Genomic DNA, 25976 nt, shown 5'->3' with positions numbered 1-25976 from the left:
TGGACATGGCTTGCGTGTGCGCGCCTTTTCAGATGCTTGTGAAGCGTTCTGCGGATTCGGATTGGGGAGTGAGTTCAGGTGGCGTCGGCTTTCAAGATCGCGGTCGTCGGCTCGGGGCCCGCGGGGCTCAGCGCCGCCGCGCGCGCGGCGCAGCTGGGAATCAGCCACGTCCTGCTCGAGAAGACCGACCATCTTTCGGATACGATCTACAAGTATCAGAAGGGCAAGCACGTCATGGCGACTCCGAGCCAGCTCGTGCTGCGCTCGGATTTCGATTTCGATGCCGGCAAACGTGAGACGATCCTCGAGATCTGGGACAAGCAGGCCGAGGAGCACAGACTCAACGTGATGTTCAACGCCGAGGTCAAGGCGATCACCGGCGAAAAGGGCAATTTCACGCTGACGCTCACCAACGGTCAGACCGTTCAGGCCGAATATGTCATCCTGGGCATCGGTACCCAGGGCAATCCGAACAAGATGCGTTGCGAAGGCGGGGACCTGCCGCACATCCAGTATACGCTCGACGACCCAGGGGAGTTTGTCGACGAGCATATCACCGTGATCGGCTCCGGCGACGCCGGAATCGAGAACGCGCTGGGTCTGGCCGCCGATCCGGAGCAGAACAACACGGTCACCATTCTCAACCGGAGCGCCGAATTCGCTCGCGCCAAGCAGGCCAATGTCGACCTGCTGATGGAGGCGGGCCGCGCCGGTCGAATCAACATCATGTGCGAGACGAGCCCGCTCAAGGTCGCGCCGGGCTGGCTTTACCTCGAGACTCGCGACGGCGAACAGAAGATCAAGTGCGACCGGATCATCGCCCGGATGGGTACCGCGCCGCCGCGCAAGTTTGTCGAAAGCTGCGGGATCAAGTTCAGCAGCGACTCGCCCGACGCCTATCCGCAGCTGTCGCCGGAGTTCGAATCGACGGTTCCGGGTATCTATGTGATCGGCGCCCTGGCCGGTTATCCGCTGATCAAGCATTGCATGAACCAGGGCTATGACGTCGTCGAGTTCATCAACGGCAACAAGGATCTGAAGCCCGCCGACGAACCGATTCTCGAGGAGAAGTTCGCCGTCCTTCCCGGCGCGCGCAGCGTGACCGAATGGCTGGCGTTCCTTCGTCGACGAGTCTCCATCCTCAACGACCTGTCCATGCTCCAGATGCGCGAGTTCATGCTGGATTCGGAACCTCGCGCCTATCGGTCCGGGGATGTCCTGTTCCAGCGCAACGAGCCGGGTTCGTCGCTCTTCGCGATCGCCGACGGCTCGGTCCTGGTCGAGGTCGACTCCAACGACCCATCCAAGACAGTGCGGATCGGGCAGGGATCGATCGTCGGCGAGGTTGGGCTGATCTCCGGCCGCAAGCGGGGCGCAACGGTGCGCACCGCCGAGGGCGCTATCGTTATCGAGATCCCGCGCAGTGCGGCGCTGAAGCTGATGGCGACCAATGCGGCCGCCAAGCGCGAGATCACCCGGATTTCCACCGAGCGCCAGCTGCTCCAGCTGTTCGGATCGGTGACTTCAGAGGATCTTCAGGAAGTTCTCGAAACTGCCGAGATCAAGGAGGTCCGCGCCGGGCAGACGATCATCAACGAAGGCGATGAAGGCTATGACGTCTTCGTCATTCGGCAGGGGTCGATGGTCGTCGAGAAGAATATCGGCGGAAAGCCCGTCTTCCTCTCCTACCTGCCGGCCGGTTCCTATGTTGGCGAGATGGCGCTGATCGATCGCGGCCGGCGGACCGCAACGGTTCGGGCTGCGATCAAGTCGGAAGTGATCCGCCTCGACGGGGAGGCGTTCAAGCGGCTGCTGCTGAGAAAGCCGGAGCTGCTCGCCCGAATGAAGGAGAGCATGGCGGCGCGGCAGCAGACGACCGACTTCATCGAGGCGCGAAAGCAGAGCTTCGGCGGCGCGGTCGACATGTATTCCTCGGTCGCTGGCTTCCTTGTCGAGAACGGCATCGGCGAAGCCACCGATGTGCTTCTGATCGACGAGAAGCTCTGTATCGGCTGCGACAATTGCGAACGGGCCTGTGCCGACAGCCATGAAGGGCTGTCGCGCCTGAACCGCGAAGCCGGGCGGACCTATGCCCATCTTCATGTTCCGACCAGTTGCCGACATTGCGAGCATCCGCACTGCATGGCCGATTGCCCGCCGAACGCCCTGAACCGGGGCCCCGACGGCGAAGTCTATATCAACGACACCTGCATCGGCTGCGGCAATTGCCAGCGCAACTGCCCATACGGGGTGATTCGCATGGCGAAGGTTCCGCCCAAGAAACCAAGCCTGCTGAAATGGCTGTTCTTTGGCGCCGGTCCTGGTCCCGGCGAAGCGGACGAGAAGTGGGCGAAGAAGAAGAAGGGCGGGGCCGAGGCGCCGAAAAAGGCAATCAAATGCGACATGTGCTCGGGCATCGAGGGCGGCCCGGCCTGCGTGCGCGCATGCCCAACCGGCGCGGCGATACGTGTTTCGCCGGAACAATTCCTGACAGTAGCGAGAATGGGACAAACGGTATAAGGCCGTAACGAGCAACAGGGGGCTTACAGGGGTGGCAAGCAGGGGGATCGAAAGGACGCAATTCGCCGAGGGCGTCGCCCATGAGGGCTTCCTTCGTTATCGGCGATTCCGCTGGTTCAAGATCGGGCTCGTTCTCTCGATCCTGACCGTGCTCATCTACATGCTGATCGACGTCCAGCCACGCCATAATGGCGGCAGCTGGCTGGGCTATCTGCTCGGCACGATCGGAGCGTTGCTGATTTGCTGGCTCGGGATGCTCGGCATCCGCAAGCGTGCGATGACCCGCGGCCGCTGGTCGCTGAAGGCATGGACTTCCGCCCACGTCTATCTGGGCCTGGCGCTGATCGTCATCGCAACCCTGCACACCGGCTTCCAGTTCGGCTGGAACGTTCACACGCTGGCCTACGTCCTGATGATGCTGGTCATCTTCTCCGGCGTCTACGGGATCACCGTCTACGGCATCCTTCCGCAGGGCCTGTCGGACAGCCGATCCGAGATGACCGGTCCGCAGATGATCGAGGCCGTCAGCAGCCTCGACAAGCAGATCCAGGCGGCGGCCCAGCCGCTTTCCGACTCCGACAGCGAGATCGTCCTCGGCTCGCTCGGCGAGGATCCTTTCGGCGGCGGAGTCTGGCGGCGCCTGTCCGGCAATTATCCGCGCTGCGGCAATCGCCGAGCGCTGCAGATCATGCGGGCGCGTCTCAACGAGGTAGAGGGAAGGGCGGCCGCGCCGATCGAGCAGGTCGTCCAGCTGCTTGAGCGCAAGGCGGCCGCTCTGGCGCGCCTGCGCGGCTATGTGCAGCGGCGGGCCCTGCTCGAAATCTGGCTGTTCGTGCACGTACCGTTGACGTTCGTGCTGATTGTCGCGCTGATTGCGCACATCGTCAGCGTCTTCTTCTACTGGTAGGGGGTAGGTAGGGATGGCGTTCCTCCTCAGGAACATCAGCTATAGCGCTGACGGGCGCCAGATCGTCCGTACGTCGCGAGTCAATGACGATCTGATCAAGGTCGGGCGCGATCCCGACTGCGACATCCGTCTGAACGAGCTCGCGGTCGCCTTGCATCATGCGACTCTGGAGCTTGTCTCGTCGACTCGTCTCGGAGTCTCGGCAGAGGCCGGACTCACGATCGAGGTCAACGGAAGCAACACGCAATTCGGTCAGATCGAGCTCTCCGACGGCGGCACGATCAAGGTCGGACCGTTCGTCCTTCGAGTCCTGCCGCAGGAAATGGGGTCGGACGACGTCGCCATCGACGTCGAGCGCGGCGACACTGAAGAGGCCGAAGAAAAGTTCGACACGCGCCGATTTGCGCTTGCAGCCGTCATGCCCGGCAAGCGGTCCATCGCATGGAGCCTTGCCATCGTCGTCTTGGGCCTGTTTCTCGCCTGGCCGATCTGGGCTTTCTATCAGCAACGCGGCAACGAAGAGCAGTTTGCCCAGGCGCAGTCGTTCCATGGCGATCGCCTGTGGCTGAGCGGCTCCCTCTCCCAGGGTCACGCGAATCTTTCCAGCAATTGCACCGCCTGTCATACGCAGCCGTTCGTTGCCGTTCGTGACGAAGCGTGCACGGCTTGCCACACGCAAATCCACGACCATGCCGATCCGAGCCGGCTGCGTCGCGCCGAGCCGAACCTGACTGGCTGGGCGCGGTTCCAGCGCACCGTCGCCGATACGTTCGGGCTCGACGCGGGTCGCTGCGTTGATTGCCATACGGAACATGAGGGGCCTCAGCAGATGGTCCCGACGCCCCAGCAATTCTGCTCGGACTGCCACACGGACCTTCAGTCGCGTTTGCCCGACACCCGTCTCGGCAATGCTTCGGACTTCGAGGAGGCTCATCCGGAATTCAAGCCGGCGGTGCTCATCCGCTGGAACGGGGAGCAGCCGGTTACACAGCGCGTCTCGCTGGACCAGCAGCCGCGTGAAGCCAGCAACCTCAAGTTCCCGCACGACCTGCACTTGGCACCGACCGGCGGGGTCGCGCAGATGGCCCGGCGGCTCGGCGCGAGCTATGGCTTCGGCCAGCAGATGGAATGTTCCGACTGCCACGTGCCCACTCCGGACGGAACCCGCTTCCAGCCGGTCGACATGGAGAGCGACTGCGGCATGTGCCACAGCCTCGCTTTCGAGCAGATCGACGGTACCGTTCGGACTCTGCGCCATGGCGAGCCGAGCCAGGTCGTTGCCGACATCCGCTCCTTCTATCGCGCTGGCCTCAGAGTTCGGCCGGCCGAGCTCGGAGTCCAAAGGAGCCGACCGGGTGACGTGAACCAGGTCCGCGCCGCCGTTCAGGCCGCACGGGCAAGGGGCGCCGCCGGCACAAGGGCCGACCAGGCGGTTCGCGCGGTCTTCTCGGAAGGCGGTGCCTGCTTCGACTGCCACGAGGTCGAACAGCCCAGTTCCGGCCTCGCCTTCGGTATTCGACCGGTTGCGTTCCCGAGCCGCTACATGTTGCACGGCTGGTTCGATCACCGTCCGCACCAGTTCGTCCAGCGTCCCGGTCAGCCGCGGCAGGAAGGCACTCAGGCCTGCCTGAGCTGTCACCGCGCTGACGCTTCCGGCCAGGCAAGCGATCTGCTGCTACCGGACGTTGCCAGCTGCCGCGCCTGCCACGGCGGCGAATCGACGGATCTGCCAGTGGAATCGACCTGCGCAATGTGCCACGATTACCATATGGACGAAGGCACGCCTTCGATGCTGATCCGGCAAACCGTTCGCGGGCAGCGGTGGCGAACGACGGTGCTTCGTACGCAGCCGCAGCCGGCGGCCAGAACGCGATGATCGGATGCTGGTCGCTCAGATCACCGACCTTCACTTAGGCTTCGATCCGAGCAACGCGGACGAGTTCAACCGCCAGCGTCTGGATCGGACGCTGGCGGCTCTCCGGAGCCTGAGGCCGGTGCCGGACCTGCTGCTGGTCACGGGCGACATTGCCGAGCGGGGCGACGACGGGGTCTCCTACATTCGCTTCAAGGAGGCGATCGCGGATCTTCCGTTCCCGGTTTTTCCGCTGATGGGGAATCACGACAGCAGGGAAGCTTTTCTTGGCGTGTTTCCCAGCACTCCCACCGTGGGGGGGTTCGTCCAATATGCGATCGAGGACCATCCGGTCCGGATCCTCGTCCTCGACACGCTAGAGGAAGGCCGGCACGGAGGTGCCTTCTGCAGCGAGCGCGAAGCCTGGCTGAAGGCGCGACTTGCGGAAGCGCCGGAGCGGCCGACCCTCATCGCCCTTCATCATCCCCCGATCGATACGGGCATACCGTGGCTGACCGAAGATCCGGACGCGCTTTGGGTCGGACGGCTGCGCAACGTGTTTGAGGCGCACGACAACGTCGTCGCCATGGTTGCCGGACATGTCCATCGGCCGCTCGTGACGGGTTGGGCAGGCTTTCCGCTGATTGTGTGCCCGTCAACGGCCCCTCAGGTCGCCCTCGATCTGGAACCGATCAATCCGGATCAGCCGGACCAGCGGCCGATGATCGTCGCCGGGCAGCCTCACTTCGCTCTCCATTGGTGGAACGGGCGTCAGCTCGTCACTCATTTCGATACAGTCGACGATCACGAGATCATCGTTCGCTACACACCCAAGCTCCAGCCGCTGGTGCGGATGCTCGTCCGGGAGAAAGAGGGCAACACCCTGCTCGACCTCGGCTGATTGACGCCCCGCCTAGCGGGCAGGGCCTATCGTTCTTGCAAGAAAGATCCGCAGACGCTCGCCATGTGAGTAGACCTTGTATCCAGTGCACGGCGCTGATTCTCGGCCGGAAGCACATGGCGCCAGGCTGGCCCGAAGCTCAGCTTGGCACAGCTCCCGCCGGACGAGGCAGGCGCTCCTGGCTAGGCGGCAAGCTTTGACTTCTGTCCTTGCAGCAGATTGACCGCAAAGCTGTCCCAATCGGCCAACCCCCAGCGGGCCGGCTCCTCCCGAGCAACGATCCTGTCCGGCTGGGGCATCTGTGCCAGATCGAGTTCGCGAACCGGCACATGGGCCCGTTCCGAGATGGAATAGAAGATCCGGACGACCGGACGCGTGAGCTGGTCTCGACGTTGAGCAGCGACGCAGCCGAGCATCCGCGATTCGAGTCGGACGAGGCTGCCGACCGGGTAAATTCCCACGCTCCGAATGAAGCTTGTCAGAAGGCTGTCGTCGAAATGGCCGTCCGATTTGTACATGTCAGCGATCGCTTCGGCGGGACTGAGTGCCGGTCGATGGGGCCGGGGCGAAATCAGGGCATCATAAGCGTCGCAGACCGCTGCCATTCGTGAAAAGAGGCTGATCTCATCGCCCTTCAGGCCGTGAGGATAGCCCGTCCCGTCATGCCTTTCATGATGGTGAAGGCAGACATCGGCGACGATCTTCGACATTTCGGCTGAAGCCTTTACAGCCTGAGCGCCGAGCTCCGTGTGACGACGCATCTCCGCCCGCTCTTCGGGTGAATAGAGTTCGGACTTGCTCAGCAGCTCCGCCCTGAGGAAGCCCTTGCCGACGTCCATGAAAAGGCCGGCCGTGCCCGCCTGTCTCACATAATCCGGAGCGAGCTTCAGCTCCCGCGCCAGATTGATCATGAGCGCGCTGACCGCAACCGAATGCATGTAGGTATATTCGTCGAGCGTTCGGATCCGCGAGAGCGTGAGCAAAGCATCGGGATTGCGCTCGACCGACTCCGCGATCCCGCTGACGATCGGCGCCGCGTCGGCAATGGCCTCGGCGCCGTTGCCGCTCTGGATTCTTGCGAACAGATCACCGACGGCGGCCTTGCAATCGGCGAGCACCGTCTCGGCGGCACGAAATTCGTTGGGCCGTGGGGCACGGCGAGGTTTGGGCGCCGGCTTCGGCTCGGGCTCGGCCTGGGTCGGCGCTTCCGCGGCCAGTTCCGCCAACAGACTGCGGCGGGGCGGAGAGGGCGGGCTGCAAACATGAGCAATGGCCGGGGCGAGACTCTTGGCCTCGTCGATCCAGACGCTGTCGATACCGCTACTCTGGAGGGCGTGAAGATCTTCCTCCCGCTCGAGCAGGAACCGGGACCTCCAGAAAGGATGCTCGAACCACGAGCCCTCAAGCGACTCGATGAACATCCCGAGCCGCAAATCCTCTTTCCGAACTCGCAACATCAGCGAAACCCCCCGATCCTCTATGGAAAAGGGGTACTGGAAAATTCCTTAAGATCGGCCTCGAAAAATCCGCAGGACTAGCGGCGAACCGAGGCGAGACGGGCGGGAATCCAGTCCTGCATCACACCATGGTCGCTCACCCGATAGGGCAGGCCACGGCTGTTGAGGAACAGGCGTTCCATCTCCTGCCGATTGAATGGTCGCGATCCAAGTCGACCAAAGACGGCGATCTGGCCGCCGGTTTCGTCGACGCCGCGATCGCGATCGAGGCCCTTGGCAAGTGACAGCGCGGGCGTGGGGGTGCGTGCCCAGGCGATCAGTTCCGGCACCGGCCGCGGCGAGAAGCCGTAGACTTGCGGCGTACTGGCGAACGAGGTGAGCTGCACCACTCGCACGCCGTTGCGGCCGTCCGCGACGTAGGCGAACAGTGAGGCGTTGGTGCTTGCGACGATCACGTCCTCGACGTCGTTCATCTGCCCGTCGAAGGTGACGAAGGTCGGTGCGCCCGGCCGCTCCGGGTTGGTCACGTTGACGATCGCCAGGCCCTGATGCTTCGCCGCGACATAGGCGTAGGTACGGGCAAGATAGACACGCTGCGCATTCTCGAACGGCACGGTTGCGCCCGGCACCGGCACCGGATTGTCCATCCGGGTGACGTCGAACAGCTTCAACCCCTGAGCATCCGTGACCCACAGGTAGCGGAACTGGATCGCCGAGGCCCGCCCGTCCTGAAGCGGCTGGCTGGTGACGAGGCGCGGCGCCAGCGGGTTGTCAAGATTGACGACGACCAGCGCATTGGGGGTCGTGACATAGGCATAGTGGCCGGCAAGCGTGATGTGCCTTGCACCGTTCAGGATCCCGTCCGGGTTCCAGGCGGTCGCTCCACCCTCGAGCCGGGCCCGGCGCAGGAAATTGTCACGCGGTTCGCCGTTCGACATCGTGTCGACGTTGACGAGGAACAGGCCTTCTTCGGAGTCGGTCACCACCGCATAGCGGTAGATTTCGTGCATCCGCTGCTCCTGATTTTCCTCGAGCAGGGTGATCGTGCTTCCATCCGGCTGCGGTCGAGCGGTGTTCGCCATCGAATCGTTGCGATCGGGGCGGATCGGCTGGTTGGTCGGCAACGCGACGCAGGTCGCATTGCGCGAGTTCACCCGCGTGTCGTGCCCAAGCGGCGAGAAGGGACCGGTGATGATCCGCTCCGACAGGCCCTTATTGCCGATGCTGGCAATGTCATAGACCATGAAGCCGCCGCGGCCCTCTGCGACGAACATATACTCGCCGCGATTCTGGAGGCAGCGCACGGGATCGCGCGTGCCCTGGACGATGTTGCGGAACTCCTCCAGCGAGAAGCGTTCACCGCTCAACCGCCTGTCGAACGTGCGTCCGCGGGTCCAGTTGATCAGCTCGCGGCCGTTCTGCTCGACATGCATCCGCCAATAGTCGGGATAGGCGTAGCGGTGGAGGTTCGATCCGATCACCGCCTGCGGCTCCTCCCATTCGGTCACCCGAGTGGCCTGGAAGCCGCCCTCGAGACCGGACCAGACGTGCATGCCGACGAAGTTCACGAAATTGGTACCCTGCAGAAGCAGCTGGGCCATGATCGCATTATTGTCGTTCGCTTCCGACAGATGGCAGTCGGTGCAGGTCTTCGTCTCGGTCCGACGCACGGTGTGCGGGAAGTGCGGAGCGAAGGCCTGCGATGAATAGCCTGAAGCGGCAATCGGGGGTTGCTGGACGTAGATTCGCTCGCGGTTCACGTTGGTGGAGGACAGGATCAGCGCCGAGGTCGACCGGATCGGGGCAATGATGTTGCCCTTGGTGGTCTGGTGGCGACCGAGCTGGAACATCTCGTCGCGCGCGACCTGGGGATTGTAGGTCGCGAAGTTGCGCGTTTCCTCGCCGCTATAGTGGTGGATCGTCGTTCGGTTGTTCGCCTCGATCGGCAGGTGGCAGCCGGCGCAGCTCGTCGTCCACGATAGGTGACAAGTGAAGCAGGCCATCTCCTCATCGCGATGGGCAAGCTCTTCATCCGCCACGCCTTCGCCGAAGACGAAGCGGCCGGTCTCCGCGCCGGTGCGCGACATGAGCTTGGCTCGGGCCGAGGGGAGGCTGAAGCAGGGTCCCTGGGTCGCCTCGTCGCCGCGAGCCTCGCAGGGCGGAAGGTTGGCGTCGACGCTGTCGCGCACCTGACTGACCTCCCATTCGAGATTGGGATCGACGATCGAGCGCTGGATGAGAATTCGGCGTCCATCGCGCTCGACCCATTCGAAGCGGCGGCGGCCATCCTCGTTGCGGATCAGCGCGAGATTGGTGCCCCGCGGCGGTGCCGCCACGTTCGAAGTCAGCAGGTTGGCATATTCACGAGCCGTGCCGTGGCAATCCTTGCACGAAATCTCGATCGCATTGGCTACTTCGCCATAGATGAAGCCGTTGCCGTGGCTGTCGCGAGCGAAGTGGCAGTCAGCACATTGCAGCCCGCGCTCGGCATGGATGTCCATCATGTGGACGGAGCGTCCGGGGTTGACGCCGACCGGGACAAACAGGCCTTCGCCTTCGCGGCGGAAGGTGTCCGGATCGCCCGGCGGGATGATGTTGCCGTCGGCGTCGAGCAGATTGCCTTCGCGGTCGCGGCGGAAGATCGCCCGGAAGTTCCAGCCGTGACCGTGATAGTCTGCGAACTGGGTGTCGCGGGCCAGCGGGTTCACCCGGTCATAGACTTCGCGCAGGAACTCGACGTCGGCCCAGAGCCCGCGCGGAGCCGCCGCTTCGGGATTGCGCTCCAGGACGTAATGGACCTCGTCCTCGGTCGGATAGACCTGATTGCGGAAACGCTGTTCCTCCTGAGCGTTACGGGCGGGCAGCCGGTTTTCCGGCCCGGGCCACATCAGGTCGGCGTCGGACTCATAGTCCCACATCGTGTAGCCGAGATAGGTGTTCAGGAAGATGTTCGGCTGGTGCATGTGGCAGTTCATGCACTGCGCTGTCGGGATGGCACGCGTGAAGACGTGCCTCAGCGGATGGCCGCGCTCCCGCATCGCGCTGTGGTTCGTATCGGCCGGAGCCGCATGGCCATTGGTGCCACTACCGACTTCTGATTCGCCATTGCCGTGCGCTCCATCGTCCTCGGAATGACTTTCTTCGCCGCTGTGACCGTCTTGGGTGGGTAGGCGCTGGTTCAGGCGCGCGATCATCGGATCGATGGTCTGAGTCTGACCGTCGCGGCCATATTGAGCATAAGTGAGGCTGTGTCGCGGTTCGCGATCGTTGGCGTAGACGACGTGGCAGCTGGCGCAGCCGGAATGACGATAGTCGCCGGGCTGGTCGTTCGTGCCCATGAACCACATGAACGGATCGTTGAGCCGGGTCTTGTGGACGTTGAGTACCGGAATCGACACTCGAAGGCCGGTTCCCGGGCCGCGATTGGACTGACGGATGTCCGGCCGGCCCGGCTCTTCCAGGCGCTGGATGATCCCGGTCGGGTTCGGCAGGCCGACTTCGGCGAATTGCGTGTTGATGTTGCGTCCGCCGCGCTCAAACACGCGGAAGATGTCACCGGGCGGAACGACGTGCCAGGTCGGCATCGGGTAAAGTTCGGCGAGAACACCGCGGGCACGCTGTTCCGGAGTGATCTGCCCATTGACCGGCGACTGGATCCGCGCCGGCTGACCGTCGCGGGTATAAGCCTCGCCCAGGACATAGTTTTTGAAGGGCAGAATGCCGTTGTTGTAGGAAGCGCCGCCCCACAGCATCGCGCCGGTGGCCATGATCGAACGCTCGGCAGCCTCGATGATCTCGATATGGCAGGCGCCGCAGGCGTCGCGAGCCGCGCGATAGTCCGACGGATTGACGAACCGGACATATTCCGGCGCCTCGACGTTCAGGAGCGTGTAGCTGCGCCGGGGATTGGCGCTGATCGGCCAGTTCCACGCCTGCGGATAGCGAGGCAGGACATGCGCCTGATCACGCGCCGCGACGAACTGCGGATCGTCATGCGCAAGCTGCGGGTTACCGCGGATCGCAGGATTGCCGCCGTGGCAGTCGACGCAGCCGAGCACGACCGCCGGAGAGCGGTGCATCGTGTGCGTGTCGCTCTCCGTATGGCAGGACGTGCAGCCGGCGCTTTTCGCTTCGGCGTCGCTCCACTCCTGAGTGCGCGGTGCTGGAGCGGCGCGAACGAGGCTGTAGTCGCGCACGACCGGCTTCTCTTTCTCGGCCGCACCGAGCTGCGAGGTGCCGAAAACTGCCGAGGCGGTGAGCGCCGCCCCGATAAGCACCTTCTTCGCAAGCCGATTGAGCTGCATTCCCCCCGCCTCAGTAAGTCAGAATCGCGTTGAACAGGACCGAATAATAGACGTCGTCGCGCTGAGCATTCGTAAACAGGTCGTCGAATCCGGTGCCGGGCGCGAGCACCGCACCGGAGAGCCGGAAAACGACGTTCTGGATCATCCCGGGACGCCAGATTGCCGCCGCAGAAAGATCCCAGCCGATATCGCGTCGGATCGTCTGTTGCTGGCGAAGCACGTTCAGCACTCCGGTCCGGTGGAACCAGAGATGATTGACATTGGCGGAAATCCGGAACTCGGGCGTGATGTCGAAATCGGCCCCGACGCCGAGCAGCATCGTCCCCGGATTGACGAAATTAGACTGCCCCTGCTCCTTGGACGAGCGCAGATTGTTGAGGATGCCGTTGCGCCCGGCCAAGGTGACCGCTCGAGCGCCGCCCGCGAACGGGATCGACTGTCTGATCCAGTAGCTGGTGTCGGCACCGGCGAAGATCGGATTCTCGAAGATCGCATCGAAGCCGCGCTGGACATTGTCGAAAGGATCGTTGTCGCCGCTCGCGAAAAGGGCCGCGCCCCGAACTCGGATCCAGTTGAAGTCGTAGGAGGGTTCGGCGGCCGCGAAGAAGGCTTCGATCCGTGCCTCCTCGCCAGTGAAGTTGCTGTTGCGGTCGGATCCGAACAGCCCGTAGCCGAAAGCGGTCAGGTTCATCCGGCCGATTCGGCCATCCACGCCATAGCCAAAATACCAGGCGTCATAGTTGCGCGCCTGTAGGTTGCCGATGACAGCCGGCCGTGCCGGGAAGCCATTGTCGTCAACTTCGATATCGTCGCGTTCGCGATTGATGTTCCAGGTGACGGACAGCTCGCTCGTCAGTCCGACGAAAGGGAAGTCCTGGCGGTAGAGGTTGGCGTGCAGGATCCAATCCTGCCGAGGTGTCTGGAGAATGTTGTTCAGGCCGGAATTGGTGTCCTTCTCAAGTCGCCAGAGTGCCGCGACGTTGAACTGGAACCGATTGTTGTCGCGATTGCCGAACAGCCGGATTCCGAGCTGCTGATCCTGAAACAGGAAGCCGCGGAAGTCGAACTGGAACGGCTGGATTCCGACGCGGATCGAGTAGAAGTCGTAGCGGTAGGACGTGTTGACGAAATGGTAGTCCAGGAAAGCCTCCTGGACGTCCAGCGCATAGTCGAACCGGTTGCTGCCGACGCTTGGGCGCACGTCGAGGATTCGGCGGTCGCGCACGTCGACATAGTTGGCTTGTGCCGCCAGGGTCAGCCGCCATTCGACATCCGGCGGCTTGTAGGCGGTGGAGCCCTTGATCAAGGCGGCGCTGACGATGAAGGTCTGAACGCCAACGAAGCTGCCGTTGCGGCCGAACACGTCGAGCCCGCCGGGACGGTCGGTGGTTTGCTCGCCACCGGGGATCGGAAAGGTTCGCGGCTCGATGACGGTGTCTGACACAGCGCTGCCGACGAAGAACCAGTCATTGCTCTGCAATCCCAGGAAGCGCGCGGCGCGGCAGCCGAAACTATTCTGGTGCTGCTCGCTCGTGTCCTCGGGCGTGCAGATCGGCCGGTCGCCCTTGAGCGTGTTCTGGTTGTACGGATCCCACCAGCGCTCCCGAACCAGCCCCAGACTCTGGATCAACCGCCAGCGGTCCGGGATCGGAATATGATCGGCGGGAAAAGCCTCTGGAGGAGGCGAACGGATGGCGCCGGGATTAACTTGCTCGACGGCATCGGGCAGCTCGCGCTGGATGTCCGGCCGTCGCCGACCGTCGATCAGTTCCTGCTCGGCCGGAGGAGGAGGGGGCTCGCTGCGCTCATTCGGTTGCGGGTTCTGCGACTCCGCCGCCGCCTCGGCTTCGGCGGCCTCCTCTTCCTGAGGCGCGGCGATCGACGCAGCCGCCCCAGTGACGCTGAGCTCGGGCGCCGGTTGTGCAGACACGGCCAGCGCCTCTGGCCCGGCTGAAGTCATCAGCGAGAGAAAGGCAGCGGCGAGGCTCATTTGCCCTGACACACATTCTGTTCGTTCGTTCCCACGAAGGGAGCGAAGGGGCAGCGGACGTAGCGCAGATTGGCGGTTTGTCCGTCGCCGAGCGGAACCTGGATTCGGTCGGCGCGGATTGCCGGATCGGCATTGCCGATCGATCCGCCGAGCCGGAGTCCGGCATTATGCACGCCCAGGAACGCGATCATGTCGCTCTGGTCGTTGCCGTCGCCAGACGAACCGATCGCTCCCACCAGCCGGCCGTTGCGGTAGATCGGCACGCCGCCGGCGAACAGCGTAATCCCGTTGTTGATCCGATTGAAACCCGGACGAATCTCCGGAGAGCGCGTGCAGCTGCGCGGCACGTCGTCTGCCCGTACGCCGAGGATATAGAGGATGTGATCGATGATATCCTGCTCGATCAGCTGCGACTGGAGACCAGTCGAGAAGATGTTGAACTGTTCGATCGGAACCGAAAGCGGGCCGGGCGGCCGCCCCAGTTCGCCGTCGGGGAACCAGGGACGGGAAAGATTGGCAATTGAACGCAGCCCGAAGGCCACATTCCCGGTCAGCGCGTTGGGATCGCCCAGAAACGTCCGCACGGCGGGAACGTAGTCCCGAACCTCCGGATCGGGGTGCGAAAGCAGGTAGCTTGCCGCCGTCGGGCTGGAGAAGAAGACGGTGGTTCGCGCCTTCTGAGGGACGGCGTCGATCGCGTCCGGAAGCGCATCCGGTCCGCGGACCAGCCCCAGTATCTCGCCGTTCGTGTCGACCACGACGATCGTGTTCTGGGCGCGCGCCTCGGCTTCGCCCGGTGCTTCCACGCGCAGCTGCGCCCGCGCCTGCCGCTGCACAAGGAAGGCCTCCTCGAGGAGCGCTCGGACCTCGGCCTGACTAAGAGCTTCGGCGCCGTCGGTTCCTCCCCGGATCGGGAACCGGTTGTTGCCGGAACCGTCGCTGACGACCCAAGCTTCCGGGATCGTGAACTCGGCCTGGGTTGCGGGCCGGACCCCTGACTCCTCGGTTCCGTAGATGGTGCCGGGAAGAATGCCGTTCGCCGCATCATAATAGCCGCGGACCGATACGAGATTGCCGACCGTCCCATTGAGGGTCGCGAAGCTCGGCGCGTTGGCCGGGTTGCTGCGGAAATCCGCCGGAGTCGCATCCGAATAACGTAGCAGGAAGCCATCCACGGTGATCCGGTTCGCCCGGATCTCCGGCCGAGGCTCGAAGCCGGTCGTCGCCGCGAGCGCAATCACCTCTTCAATATCGCGGTCATTGTCGCGATATTCGGTGTCGAACCCGTATACTCCGTCTCCCACCACCGCGACGGCGCCCACCACGGCGCCATTCTTGTAGAGCGGGAATGAGCCGGGATCCGCGCCTGCACCGAGAGGTCCCCGGTGAGTGCCCGCTCGATTCGGGAATCGCGACGAAACGTCGGAGCACGGAAGTTGGCTGAACTGCACCGAGAATAGCGGGCCGCTCTCGAGACCGCGAGTCGCCGCCGAGGGCGGAAGCGTTTCTTGGACGATGTCGTTCGCGGTCCGAGTCGAGAAAGCGGCGCCGACCGACGAGAAGTAGGACGAAGTCAGCGCCTTGGAAATGCCGCCAGCGAGGGCCGCCGGAGCGGGCAGGTTCAGGCCCTGAAGCGCGTCATTGTTGCCGTTCGGTGCGGACGGTGTCCGGAGCGTCAAGTTGGTGCCGTTCATCACAAAGACGGCAAGGACGTTGCCGACCCGGTCGATGACGACGAATCCGGAAGGTCGTCCCTGCGCCTGCGCTTCGGCAACACCCTGGGAGATGATCCGCTGGATGTCGGCGACGGTCAGCCCGACCAGGGCCGGAGTCTGGAACACCGACTGCGAGCCGACCGGCGGGTCGGGCTGCTTAGGTTGGGGCGCGGTACTTCCGCCTCCGCCTCCGCAGGAAGCCAGCAACAAGGCAGCAATGGCAATCGTGGAAACGCTACGCTTCACCTGAGCCTCCGGATCGCGGCAGCGGCCCGGCCCAGGCTGGCGCGGAAGTCTCCGGGCCGGTAGGCATTCGGATCGCGGACGGCGCGATACGCACTGTTGATGTCGGAACGGATGTTGTTAGCCGCCGCTTCGCCAATCTCACCCTCGTTCACGAGCGCGGAAAGCAGCGTGTCGGTGGCCATCACCGCCTGAACGCTGCCGGCATAATCCGTGAAGCGCGGGCTGATCGCTTCGCTCGTGATCGAATCGATGATCGCGAAGACCTGGGCACGTCCCATTTGCGCGGACGAGAAGGCGTCGGCGAGAGCCTGAGCCGTCGAGCGCAGAGTCTGCGCCGAGCGAACGGCACTGGCGCGGTCGCGGGCGATCGCCTGATGGAATGCGCGGCTGTCGCGTTCGAAGCGCTGCGCCAGCGCCGGTGCCACGACTCGAGCCGCCGCCGCGAGCATGATCATGTTCTCGTCGTTGTAGGGCGGCATCCCGGATGGAATCGGCCGACCCGGATTGGCCACGGCGGTCGGCCGGTAATTCGGATCGTCCGAAATCGGCCTGTGGCAGCTGTGGCAATCGAAGAAGTAGAATTCGGGGAAGGCGCCTTCGGTCCCCCGAGATGGATTCGAGAAGAGCGACAGCGAACGGTCGAGCGCCATTGCCTGGCCGATCGCCCAGGTACGCAGCGAGTCGGGCCGGCCCTTGCGCCGGACATAGTCCTCGTCGACCTGATGATGCTGCTGGAGCGTCGTAAACAGGTCGAGCTCGAACGAAATCCGGGGGTGACCGGCGGCCATGATCCGGTGGGTGACGAACTGGCCCTCGTCGGCGCTGCCGAAATGGCAATCGAGACAGACGCTCGCCCGGGCCCGCGGATTTTCGAGCGGAATCAGGCCGCGAGAAACATTATTCGCATGCGTGCCGCCGACGGCGTAGTGGCTCGACAGCCATCCGGAAGCGGGGCCGTGGCACGATTCGCATCCGACGCCATCGGCCAGCTGGAACCGTCCGCCGCGCTGGCCCGCCGGAGTCGCGTGACAGCCGAGGCACATCGGCGCTCCGGTCGCTTCTCCGATTCCGAGCCGCTGAGCGATGACCTGGCTGCGAGGATCGCGAAGCACGTCATAGGCGCGGCTGTGGGCGCCGGCCGCGCTCGCAGGATCCTGCCAGAGCATGATTTCGTCCTGACGAACGACAGGTCCGTCACCTTCGCTGCGCCCATGGCAGGTGGTGCCGCCGCAGGAGGCGACTCCGACATAAGTGCCGGTGGAACCGCTCTGAACGACAGCCTGCGCTCCCTGCGACTGAATCGAAAAGAGCAAAGCGAGCGCGCCCACGAAGCCAGCGGCGCCGGCACCTACGGCGAATTTACGGCTGCCCCCCATTTGCCCTCCCTGACGGCCGTTTCCCCTCGGCCGGGTCAAAGCTCCCGACCGATCTATGGACCGAAACGCCTGTTGCATGCAACCGGGAAAGGCGCCTTGCAAGCCGCTGATGACAGGCGAAACAATCCCCGGTAAACCTGGGCCTTCAGCAGGGGGCACCGGACTCGTGAGCCGAATCCGTCCGCCGTCTGACTATATGTCCGGCAATCCCAGGAACGCGATCGGAGCGGCGACATGACGAAAGCCTCTGACCTATTCATCCAGTGCCTCGAAGAGGAAGGGGTCGAATATGTATTCGGCGTTCCTGGCGAGGAAAATCTCGACTTCCTCGACAGCCTTTCGCGATCGAAGAAGATCAAGCTCGTGCTCACTCGTCATGAGCAGGGCGCCGGCTTCATGGCGGCGACTTATGGACGTCATACCGGCCATACCGGAGTTTGTCTCGCGACCCTCGGGCCCGGAGCAACCAATTTCGTGACCGCTGCGGCTTATGCTCAGCTCGGTGGAATGCCGATGATGATGATCACCGGCCAGAAGCCGATCAAGAAATCCAAGCAGGGCCGGTTCCAGATACTCGACGTCGTCGACATGATGCGACCGATCACCAAATACACGCATCAGCTCGCTTCGGCCGACAATATCCCGAGCCGTGTGCGCGAGGCCTTCCGCCTTGCCGAAGAGGAGAAGCCCGGCGCGGTCCACCTCGAATTTCCGGAGGACATAGCCGAGGAGCAGACCGATTCGCGGCCGTTCCCGCGAAGCCTGGTTCGCCGGCCGCTCGCCGACGAGAAGTCGGTTCGAGCCGCGGTCAAGAAGATCGAATCGGCGCGGTCGCCGGTGCTCGTGATCGGTGCGGGCGCGAACCGGAAGATGACGAGCCGGATGCTTCTCCAGTTCATCGAGAAAACCGGGATTCCCTTCATCACTACTCAGCTTGGGAAGGGCGTTCTCGACGAAACTCATCCGAAATTCCTCGGCTGCGCAGCGCTCTCGGCCGGCGATTTCGTTCACAAGGCGATCGAAGCTTCCGATCTCATCATCAATGTGGGTCACGACGTCATCGAGAAGCCGCCATTTTTCATGCTTCAGGGTGGAACGGAGGTGATTCACGTCAGCACCAAGACCGCCGAAGTCGACCCCGTCTATTTCCCTCAAGTCGAGGTGATCGGGGACATCGCGAACGCAATCTGGCAGATCAACCGTGACATCATGCCGTCGGGCACCTGGAACTTCGACCGGATGCTCCGGGCACGCAAGGCGGAGATCGATCACACCGCGACGATGTGCGACGACATGCGCTTCCCGATCTTTCCGGCCTGTCTTGTGAAACGGATCCGCGAAGCCATGCCGGCCGATGGAATCATCTGCCTCGACAACGGCGTCTACAAGATCTGGTTTGCCCGCAACTATCCGGCGCGCCAGCCCAACACGGTTCTTCTCGACAACGCGCTCGCGACGATGGGCGCCGGTCTTCCTTCGGCCATGGCCTCGGCCATGATCTATCCCGATCGCAAGGTGATGGCGATCTGCGGCGACGGTGGCTTCATGATGAACAGCCAGGAGATGGAGACCGCGGTTCGTCTCGGACTCAACATCACCGTCCTGATCCTGCGCGACGATGCCTACGGGATGATCCGCTGGAAGCAGGCCAATATGGGGTTCGAGGATTTCGGACTTACCTACGGCAATCCCGATTTCGTCAAATATGCCGAAAGCTACGGCGCCAAGGGGTACCGGGTCGACAGTGCCGAATCGCTGCCGGTCCTGCTCGACCAGTGCCTGAACTCCCCGGGGGTCCATCTGATCGATTGCCCGGTCGACTATTCGGAGAACGATCGGATCCTCAACCGGGATCTCAAGGAGCTCAGCGCCGCTCTCGACAGCGGGGAAAAGCCGGGGCTCAGCTTCGAAAATGTCGAGGAAGCGACTCCGGTCGCGGCCGGACCCACTCTGGCCTGAGGACATTTTCCGATGGTTCAGCTTAAGGAAGTCTATCCGCTATACCTCGCGAACGAGGCGAAGCAGCCGAATGCCGATCTCGAAGTAACCGACAAATATACGGGCGAGGTCGCCTTCCGGGTTGCTCAGGCCGATGCGGCGACGATCGATGCCGGAATCGCTGCCGCGGCTGAAGCGGCGGAGCCAATGGGCCGGATGGCGAGCTTCGAGCGCCAGGCCGTTCTGCAGCACTGCGTGAACCGGTTCACGGAGCGATTCGACGAGCTGGCTTATGCGCTTTGCGTCGAGGCCGGAAAACCGATCAAGGACAGCGAGGGCGAGGTCACGCGGCTGATCGACACCTTCCGAATCGCCGCGGAGGAGAGCGTCCGGATGACGGGAGAGGTCCAGCCGCTGGACATCTCGCCGCGGGCGAAAGGGTATCAGGGCATCTGGAAACGCGTTCCGATCGGACCCTGCAGCTTCATCTCGCCGTTCAACTTCCCGCTCAACCTGGCAGCCCACAAGATTGCGCCCGCGCTCGCGGTCGGATGCCCCTTCGTGGTGAAGCCGGCAAGCCGAACCCCTTTGGGCACGATCATCATCGGCGAGGTCCTGGCCGAGACGGATCTGCCGAAAGGGGCCTTTTCCATACTTCCCGCCCACCGTGATGGAGCCGACCTTTTCACCACGGACGAGCGGCTGAAGCTGCTCAGCTTTACCGGGTCGCCGGGTGTCGGCTGGGAGCTGAAGGCCAAGGCCGGCAAGAAGAAGGTGGTTCTCGAGCTGGGGGGCAATGCCGCTGTCATCGTCGATTCGGATGCCGATCTCGACGATGCCGTCGAACGCATCATCTTCGGCGCCTTCTATCAGTCCGGCCAGTCTTGCATCGGAGTCCAGCGGATCATCATCCATTCGGACATCTATGACGATCTGCGGGACCGGCTCTGCGCGCGCGCAAGCAAGCTGATCGCCGGCGATCCGAAGGACCGCGAAACGTTCGTGGGCCCGATGATCAGCGAAAGCGAGGCACGTCGGCTGGACAATTGGATCCAGGAAGCCGTTCGCGACGGCGCAACTTTGCTATGCGGCGGCGGCAGGAACGGTGCGATGCTCGAAGCGACGCTGCTCGAGAATGTCGATCGTTCCTCGAGCGTGTATCGCGAGGAAGCGTTCGGGCCCGTCGCCATCCTCTCGAAGTTCGACGATTTCTCGGCGGCCCTGGACGAAGTGAACGACAGCAAATTCGGGCTTCAGGCAGGCATCTTCACCCGCGACCTGTTCAAGATGTTCGATGCCTGGGACCGGCTGGACGTCGGCGGCGTCGTGATCAACGACGTTCCCTCCTACCGAGTCGACAACATGCCTTATGGCGGCGTGAAGGAGTCCGGACTCGGGCGTGAAGGCGTCCGCTTCGCGATGGAGGACATGACCGAGATCCGTAATCTCGTGATCCGTCGAGGCGCTGGCGCGGCGCTCAAGCAGATGGGATCCTGAACTTCGAAGGACGGGGTCGGACCGCATCTGATCCGCAGCGATCCGAAATCAGCCAGCCGGCGACGGATCGGCTTGGGCGATGGTTCGGTTGGTAGCGCGCAGTTTCGACTTGAGCGCAGCGGCGAAACCCTTGTCCATCGCCTGCCGGACATCCTCATGTGCGGCCAGGTAGGGGCGCAATACGTCCGCGGGCGCACACCAGAATCGCGCTGGGCTGCTGAGCACGACCGTCGCGCTAGCCGCTTCGCCGGAGAGAACGGTGAGTTCGCCCACGAGGTCGCCGGCGCGGCAAAGGCCGACCTGACGGCCCATGCTCAACACCCGCGCCTCTCCTTCGGCGAGATAATAGAGGTTTTCGGCCGGCAGTCCCTCCGTGACCAGAACATCGCCTTCCTTGCCGGTCAGCCACACGCCCTGTTCGATCAGATGCCGAGCTCGGCCGACGGAAAGCCCGGCGACGAGGCTGTCCAGCATGTCCCGCTCTTCACCGCTGACTCGCGCTGCCCGGCTTTCGCGGAAGTCGCGCAGCAGGAGGAGAAGGCAGGTGGCCGTCAATCCGCACATCCAGCCGATCGTGATCAGTTCCTCGGTCCAGAGCAGCGCTCGAATTCCCAGCGCCGCAGCCGCCGAAGCGAACAGGATGCGCATCAACGCAACGCGGGAGACAAGCACGCCCATGATCAGAAGCGCGTAGCCCAGGTGCAGAAACAGTTCCGACGTAGCCATGGATGATCCTTCGAAGGGCATAATGCGACAATGCGGGCTCCGGCGGAAGGGGCGACGCTGTTCGTAAGCAGTCGCTTCATTTCCGCTCCGGCACTAAGGAGGCCGCTGATGAATGAGCCGATCACCCTGCGCGATCTCGTGGCCGCCGAACTGGACGAACCGGTCGATCCCCGCGCCGCTGCAATGGCGGCGGCTCTCGCCTCCGAATATCCGGACGCGGCTCGGGCAGTTCTCTTCTATGGTTCCTGCTTGCGTGAGCGGGAGCTGGAGGGCCTTATGCTCGATTTCTATCTTATCGTCTCCAGCTACCGCGAAGCCTATGGCCGAGGCTGGTTGTCCCTGGCGAACCGGATCATCCCGCCCAACGTCTTTCCGTTCGAGCATGAGGGGCTGGTCGCCAAATATGCGGTCCTCAGCGAAGCCGATTTCGCTCGGGAATGCGGCCTGGAGGCGCGCAGCACCTCTGTCTGGGCACGCTTCTCCCAGCCCTCGCGTCTCGTCTGGGTTCGCGACGAGGCGGCCCGTTCGGAAGTGGTCGACAGTGTCGCCCAAGCCGCTCCCACCTTGTTTGCGCTTACCCTGCCGACCATGGCCGAGGAACGGGGCGATCCTCTTGCCGTGTTTCGCGCGGGCTATGAGCTGACCTACGGAGCCGAACTGCGCGCCGAGCGGCGGGAGCGGCCCGGTTCCATCGTCGAAGCCGATCCGGAGCGCTTCAAGCGGATCGGTCAAGCCATCTTCGCCGAACTAGCGGCGGTTCCGGCGGAACCGACGCTCGCCCGGCGAAACTGGAAGAGGCGACAGCGGCAAGGGAAGGTGCTGACGCTGCTCCGACTGGCGAAGGCCTCGACCACTTTCGCGGGAGGAGCCGACTATCTTGCCTGGAAGATCAATCGGCATGCGGGCACCCGGCTTGAATTGAAGCCGTGGCAGCGGCGCTGGCCGATCCTGACCGCTCTTATTCTGCTGCCTCGTCTGCTGCGGCGGGGCGCGATTCGCTGATCGGCGCCCGGGCGAGCGCAGCGCTCACCGCCTGGGCGAGTGCGGCGAGGGTGAACGGCTTGCGCAGCAGTTCGCCCCCGATCAGTTCATCTTTCTCACCGGCTTCACCGACATAGCCTGTCACGAACAGGATCGGAACCTCCGGGCGACGGCGCCGGATCGCCGCGGCGAGCTCGGTGCCCGTCATTTCAGGCATCATCACATCGGTGACGACGAGGGCGATGGCAGGTTCGCCCTGGAGAAGATCGAGCGCCTCGGCACCGCTCGAGCAGGGTATCGGGCGATATCCGAGCTCCTCCAGGGCCGATACGGTTGACCGGCTGACCCGGGGATCGTCCTCCACCACGAGGATCAACGCTCCGGGACGGACCGGCGGCCGCTCTTCGACCGGCGCCGACGGCGCCTGCGGCCGCTTCGGGAGCTGATCGGCGCCGATCGCGAAGCGTGGCAGATAGAGTGAGACGGTGGTGCCCTTGCCAACCTCGGAGGCGATGCGGACATCGCCGCCCGACTGGCGGGCGAAGGCAAAGATTTGCGACAGGCCCAGTCCGGTGCCTTTCCCGATCGGCTTGGTCGTGAAGAACGGCTCGAAGACGCGATCAATATGTTCTGGGGCGATTCCGCGGCCAGTGTCCGAGACGCTGATCCGGACGTAATCGCCTTCGGGCAGATCCTCGACTTGCCCATGATTCATCGAGACATTCTCAACCCTGAGAGTCAGTTCGCCGCTGCCTTCCATCGCATCGCGGCCGTTGACGGCGAGGTTGAGGATCGCATTCTCCAACTGGGTCGGATCGGCCCACACATGCCAGGCTTCCGGCGCGAAGCTGGTGTGAACCGTGATTCGCTCGCCGATCGCCCGATCCACAAGGTCCAGCATGCCTTCGATCAGTTCCGAGGGCGCCACCGGTTCGGGGAGCAGGGGCTCGGCCCGGGCGAAGGCGAGCAATCGACGGGTAAGAGCCGCGGCTCGAGTCGCGCCTTCCATGGCGCTGTCGAGGTGGAACTCGACCTCCCGGCGCGATCCGTGAAGCTTTCGCCGGGCAAGGTCCAGTCCACCGACGACGACCGCGAGCATGTTGTTGAAATCGTGGGCGATACCTCCGGTCAGCTGGCCCACCGCCTCCATCTTCTGGACCTGGCGCAGCTTCTCCTCGGCAGCGGCACGCTCGGCCGCCTCGGCCTTGAGCCGCTCATTCGCCTCGCTGAGCTCGCGGGTGCGTTCCTGCACGGCGCGTTCGAGCTCAAGCGAGCGCCAGGCCTCGATGTCCGCTTCCTGACGAGCTCGCCGCCCCTCGAGGAATGAGCGCCATGCCAGCACGGCCAGGCCGACGGCACCAAGACCGATCAGAATGGCTAGCCAGCCGAGCCACTCGGTATAGGCGTCCGCACGAGCGACGAAACCGCGAGTTTGCTCCATTCGGCGGGTGAGGTTTGCCCGTTCCGCTCGCGCGATCTGCTCCAGCTGGGCCCGAAGCGCGGGGAGCGTCGGCGAAGACGCGGCCTGATAGAGCAGGCTTAATCCACCGGTGCCTGCGCGCCGTTCGGCGGCACTCGCCGCAGGGGCGAGTTCGCGGCCGCGCTGACGATAAAGCTGCTGAAGTTCTTCCACACGCCGGGTCTGCTCGGGATCGCGTCGAAGCAGCCGCTGCAACTGACCGATTTGGAAGCCTGCCGCACGCCACTCATTATAGTAATCGGTCCCGGTATGCTGGTTCTCGTCAAGAACGTACCGGCCCAATGCCGCCTCCGAGCGAGCAATGGTGGCATCGATGGTGCGAGTGAGAAGCATGACTTCATAGGTCCGCCGCTCCCAGCCCAGAGCCTCGTCTCGAGCGCGATTGGACCAGGTGATCATGAAGATGAGCGAGATCAGCACCAGCGTGGCGATCAGCGCCGCGGCGCTCACCCAAAGGGCACGCCAAGGAGGCGGGCCGCTCTCTTCGGCCGCGGCTTCGATCGGCTCATCCGCCATGCGGCCGGATTTAGAAGAAGGTGAAGGGGATGGAAAGCCTTTGGGTTAAACGCTTGCTCAGCCGATCACTCCGGCGACCCGTCCGGCCCGTTCGAACCTCTGGAGAATTTCGCCCACTTCCTCGTCGCTATGCTCGGCACAGAGCGAGCAGCGCAGCAGAGTCATATTGGCTGGAGTGGCTGGCGGACGGGCCAGATTGACGTAAACGCCCTCACTGAGCAGGGCTTCCCACATCGCGGCCCCTTTCTCGAGGTCCGGCATGATGACGGCGATGATTGCCGATTGCGGTTCCTCGGTGCCCAGTTGAAAGCCCAGCTGCTTGAGGCCGGCATGCAGCCGCTTGCTATTCTCCCAAAGGTGAGCCCGCTTGTTGTGGCCGTGCATCAGCTTGCGGATCGAGATTGCAGCGGTGGCAACGACGCTTGGCGGAAGCGAAGCCGTGAAGACGTAGGGGCGGCAGACGAGACGAAGGATCTCGAACTTCGGGTGATTGGAAACGCAGAAGCCGCCAACCGTCCCGACGCTCTTGGAAAAGGTGCCAATGACGAAATCGACATCGTCAAGGACGCCCTGCTCTTCGGCGACGCCGCGGCCATTGGGGCCAATGAAGCCCATCGAATGCGCTTCGTCGACCAGCACCATGGCGCCGGCGGCCTTCGAGACGGCGACCATTTCGCGAAGCGGCGCGACATCGCCAAGCATCGAATAGACGCCCTCCAGGACGACCAGCTTCCCGGCTTCGGCCGGGACTCGCGCCAGTCGCTTCTCGAGGGCGACCACGTCATTGTGGCGGAAGGGAACGATCTCGGCGTCCCCCATCTTGCATCCGTCATAGATCGAAGCGTGGCTGTCGATGTCGAGGACGACATAGTCGCCCTTGCCGGCCAGCGTGGAAATGATTCCGAGATTGGCCTGGTATCCGGTCGAGAAGACCATGGCGTGATCCATGGCGTAGAAATCCTTCAGCGCCTCCTCGACGGCCTTGTGCCCGACATAGGTGCCGTTGAGGACGCGACTCCCGGTCGTTCCCGAGCCGAACTCGTCCAGTGCCTGTTTCCCGGCGGCGATGACGTCTCCATCGAACGTCATCCCCATATAATTGTACGTCCCGAGCAGGATGGTTTCGCGGCCGTTGCAGATTGCGCGGGTAGGGGAGAGCACCCTCTCCATGACCAATCCGAACGGATCCTTGACGCCGGTGGCGAGCAGGGCTTCGCGCTGATCGATCAGCGGGTCGAATTTGGAGAACAGGTCTGGCGCCGGTCCGCGCGGGGCGGAGGAGCCGGAAGGATTCAGAGTGTCGAGGGCGGGGTCGGTCATGCGCCCTTCTTCAGCTTCGAAACCGCGTCGACGAGCTGACCGACAGTCTCGATCTCCGCCTGCATGTTCATCGTGATGAGAATGTCGAACTCGTCCTCCACCGAGGCAACAAAGTCCATCACGACGAGGCTGTCCCACTCGAGGTCGCCGGCAAAGGTCGTCGCGTCCGTCAGCGGGACTCCTTTCCGATTGAACGGCTCGATCAGCTCAGCGACCTTGGCAAAGGTCTGGTCCCGGTCACTCATGCGGC

16 protein-coding genes are annotated in these 25976 nt (G+C 63.7%); 7 read left to right on the top strand and 9 right to left on the bottom strand.

The window, feature by feature from the left end; all coding sequences use genetic code 11:
* Window positions 1–78 precede the first annotated feature (78 nt).
* From ACRYLT_RS16905 to ACRYLT_RS16890, 4 genes are read left to right on the top strand one after another with little or no spacing between them, the layout of a single operon-like run.
* On the top strand, window positions 79–2520 hold the full coding sequence (locus ACRYLT_RS16905; RefSeq protein ID WP_482665249.1) for a cyclic nucleotide-binding domain-containing protein: 2442 nt from the start codon (window positions 79–81) through the stop codon (window positions 2518–2520).
* Window positions 2521–2551: 31 nt separating this feature from the next.
* Window positions 2552–3427, top strand: coding sequence for a hypothetical protein (locus ACRYLT_RS16900; RefSeq protein WP_482665248.1), 876 nt, complete (start codon window positions 2552–2554; stop codon window positions 3425–3427).
* A 13-nt stretch (window positions 3428–3440) separates the two neighbouring features.
* Entirely contained in the window at window positions 3441–5303 is a 1863-nt protein-coding gene (locus ACRYLT_RS16895; protein ID WP_482665247.1) for a cytochrome c3 family protein, read from the top strand.
* A gap of 4 nt (window positions 5304–5307) precedes the next feature.
* Entirely contained in the window at window positions 5308–6180 is an 873-nt protein-coding gene (locus tag ACRYLT_RS16890; RefSeq protein WP_482665246.1) for a phosphodiesterase, read from the top strand.
* A gap of 182 nt (window positions 6181–6362) precedes the next feature.
* Here ACRYLT_RS16890 and ACRYLT_RS16885 read toward each other — a convergent pair whose 3' ends face one another.
* The 5 genes from ACRYLT_RS16885 to ACRYLT_RS16865 form a co-directional block, all read right to left on the bottom strand.
* Window positions 6363–7637, bottom strand: a complete 1275-nt coding sequence (locus tag ACRYLT_RS16885; protein WP_482665245.1) for an HD-GYP domain-containing protein — start codon at window positions 7635–7637, stop codon at window positions 6363–6365.
* Between the two features lie 77 nt (window positions 7638–7714).
* Window positions 7715–11941 carry an LVIVD repeat-containing protein gene (locus ACRYLT_RS16880; RefSeq protein WP_482665244.1) on the bottom strand — a complete coding sequence of 1409 codons (4227 nt, stop codon included), beginning with the start codon at window positions 11939–11941 and terminating at the stop codon, window positions 7715–7717.
* Between the two features lie 10 nt (window positions 11942–11951).
* The gene (locus tag ACRYLT_RS16875; RefSeq protein ID WP_482665243.1) at window positions 11952–13931 is read right to left on the bottom strand and encodes a hypothetical protein; all 1980 of its coding nucleotides are present in this window, start codon (window positions 13929–13931) and stop codon (window positions 11952–11954) included.
* Entirely contained in the window at window positions 13928–15892 is a 1965-nt protein-coding gene (locus tag ACRYLT_RS16870) for a heme-binding protein (RefSeq protein WP_482665242.1), read from the bottom strand. The genes ACRYLT_RS16875 and ACRYLT_RS16870 overlap by 4 nt, the downstream gene beginning before the upstream one ends.
* Complete coding sequence (locus ACRYLT_RS16865; protein ID WP_482665241.1) at window positions 15889–17268, bottom strand: multiheme c-type cytochrome; 1380 nt, start codon at window positions 17266–17268, stop codon at window positions 15889–15891. The genes ACRYLT_RS16870 and ACRYLT_RS16865 overlap by 4 nt, the downstream gene beginning before the upstream one ends.
* Window positions 17269–17502: 234 nt before the next feature.
* Between ACRYLT_RS16865 and ACRYLT_RS16860 the strand changes: the two genes are divergently transcribed.
* The gene (locus ACRYLT_RS16860; protein ID WP_482665240.1) at window positions 17503–19227 is read left to right on the top strand and encodes an acetolactate synthase large subunit; all 1725 of its coding nucleotides are present in this window, start codon (window positions 17503–17505) and stop codon (window positions 19225–19227) included.
* A 12-nt stretch (window positions 19228–19239) separates the two neighbouring features.
* Window positions 19240–20703 (top strand): aldehyde dehydrogenase family protein, encoded by a 1464-nt coding sequence (locus ACRYLT_RS16855; protein ID WP_482665239.1) that lies wholly within the window; start codon window positions 19240–19242, stop codon window positions 20701–20703.
* Between the two features lie 48 nt (window positions 20704–20751).
* Here ACRYLT_RS16855 and ACRYLT_RS16850 read toward each other — a convergent pair whose 3' ends face one another.
* A complete protein-coding gene (locus tag ACRYLT_RS16850) occupies window positions 20752–21429 on the bottom strand; it encodes a cyclic nucleotide-binding domain-containing protein (protein WP_482665238.1) in 678 nt (225 codons plus the stop codon).
* A gap of 108 nt (window positions 21430–21537) precedes the next feature.
* Between ACRYLT_RS16850 and ACRYLT_RS16845 the strand changes: the two genes are divergently transcribed.
* On the top strand, window positions 21538–22431 hold the full coding sequence (locus ACRYLT_RS16845) for a hypothetical protein (RefSeq protein WP_482665237.1): 894 nt from the start codon (window positions 21538–21540) through the stop codon (window positions 22429–22431).
* Here the strand turns inward: ACRYLT_RS16845 and ACRYLT_RS16840 are convergent.
* The 3 genes from ACRYLT_RS16840 to ACRYLT_RS16830 are packed head-to-tail and all read right to left on the bottom strand — an operon-like array spanning window position 22388 to window position 25971.
* The gene (locus ACRYLT_RS16840) at window positions 22388–24406 is read right to left on the bottom strand and encodes a hybrid sensor histidine kinase/response regulator (RefSeq protein WP_482665236.1); all 2019 of its coding nucleotides are present in this window, start codon (window positions 24404–24406) and stop codon (window positions 22388–22390) included. The genes ACRYLT_RS16845 and ACRYLT_RS16840 overlap by 44 nt on opposite strands.
* A 57-nt stretch (window positions 24407–24463) precedes the next feature.
* Window positions 24464–25726: a serine palmitoyltransferase gene (gene spt, locus ACRYLT_RS16835; protein ID WP_482665235.1), complete on the bottom strand. Its 1263-nt coding sequence runs from the start codon at window positions 25724–25726 to the stop codon at window positions 24464–24466.
* Window positions 25723–25971, bottom strand: a complete 249-nt coding sequence (locus ACRYLT_RS16830) for an acyl carrier protein (RefSeq protein WP_482665234.1) — start codon at window positions 25969–25971, stop codon at window positions 25723–25725. The genes spt and ACRYLT_RS16830 overlap by 4 nt, the downstream gene beginning before the upstream one ends.
* Window positions 25972–25976 lie beyond the last annotated feature (5 nt).

It is taken from the genome of Sphingosinicella sp. SM1-17, from assembly GCF_056821765.1.
The sequence above is the reverse complement of the archived record's forward strand: the minus strand, read 5'-3'. Positions and strand labels throughout refer to the sequence as shown.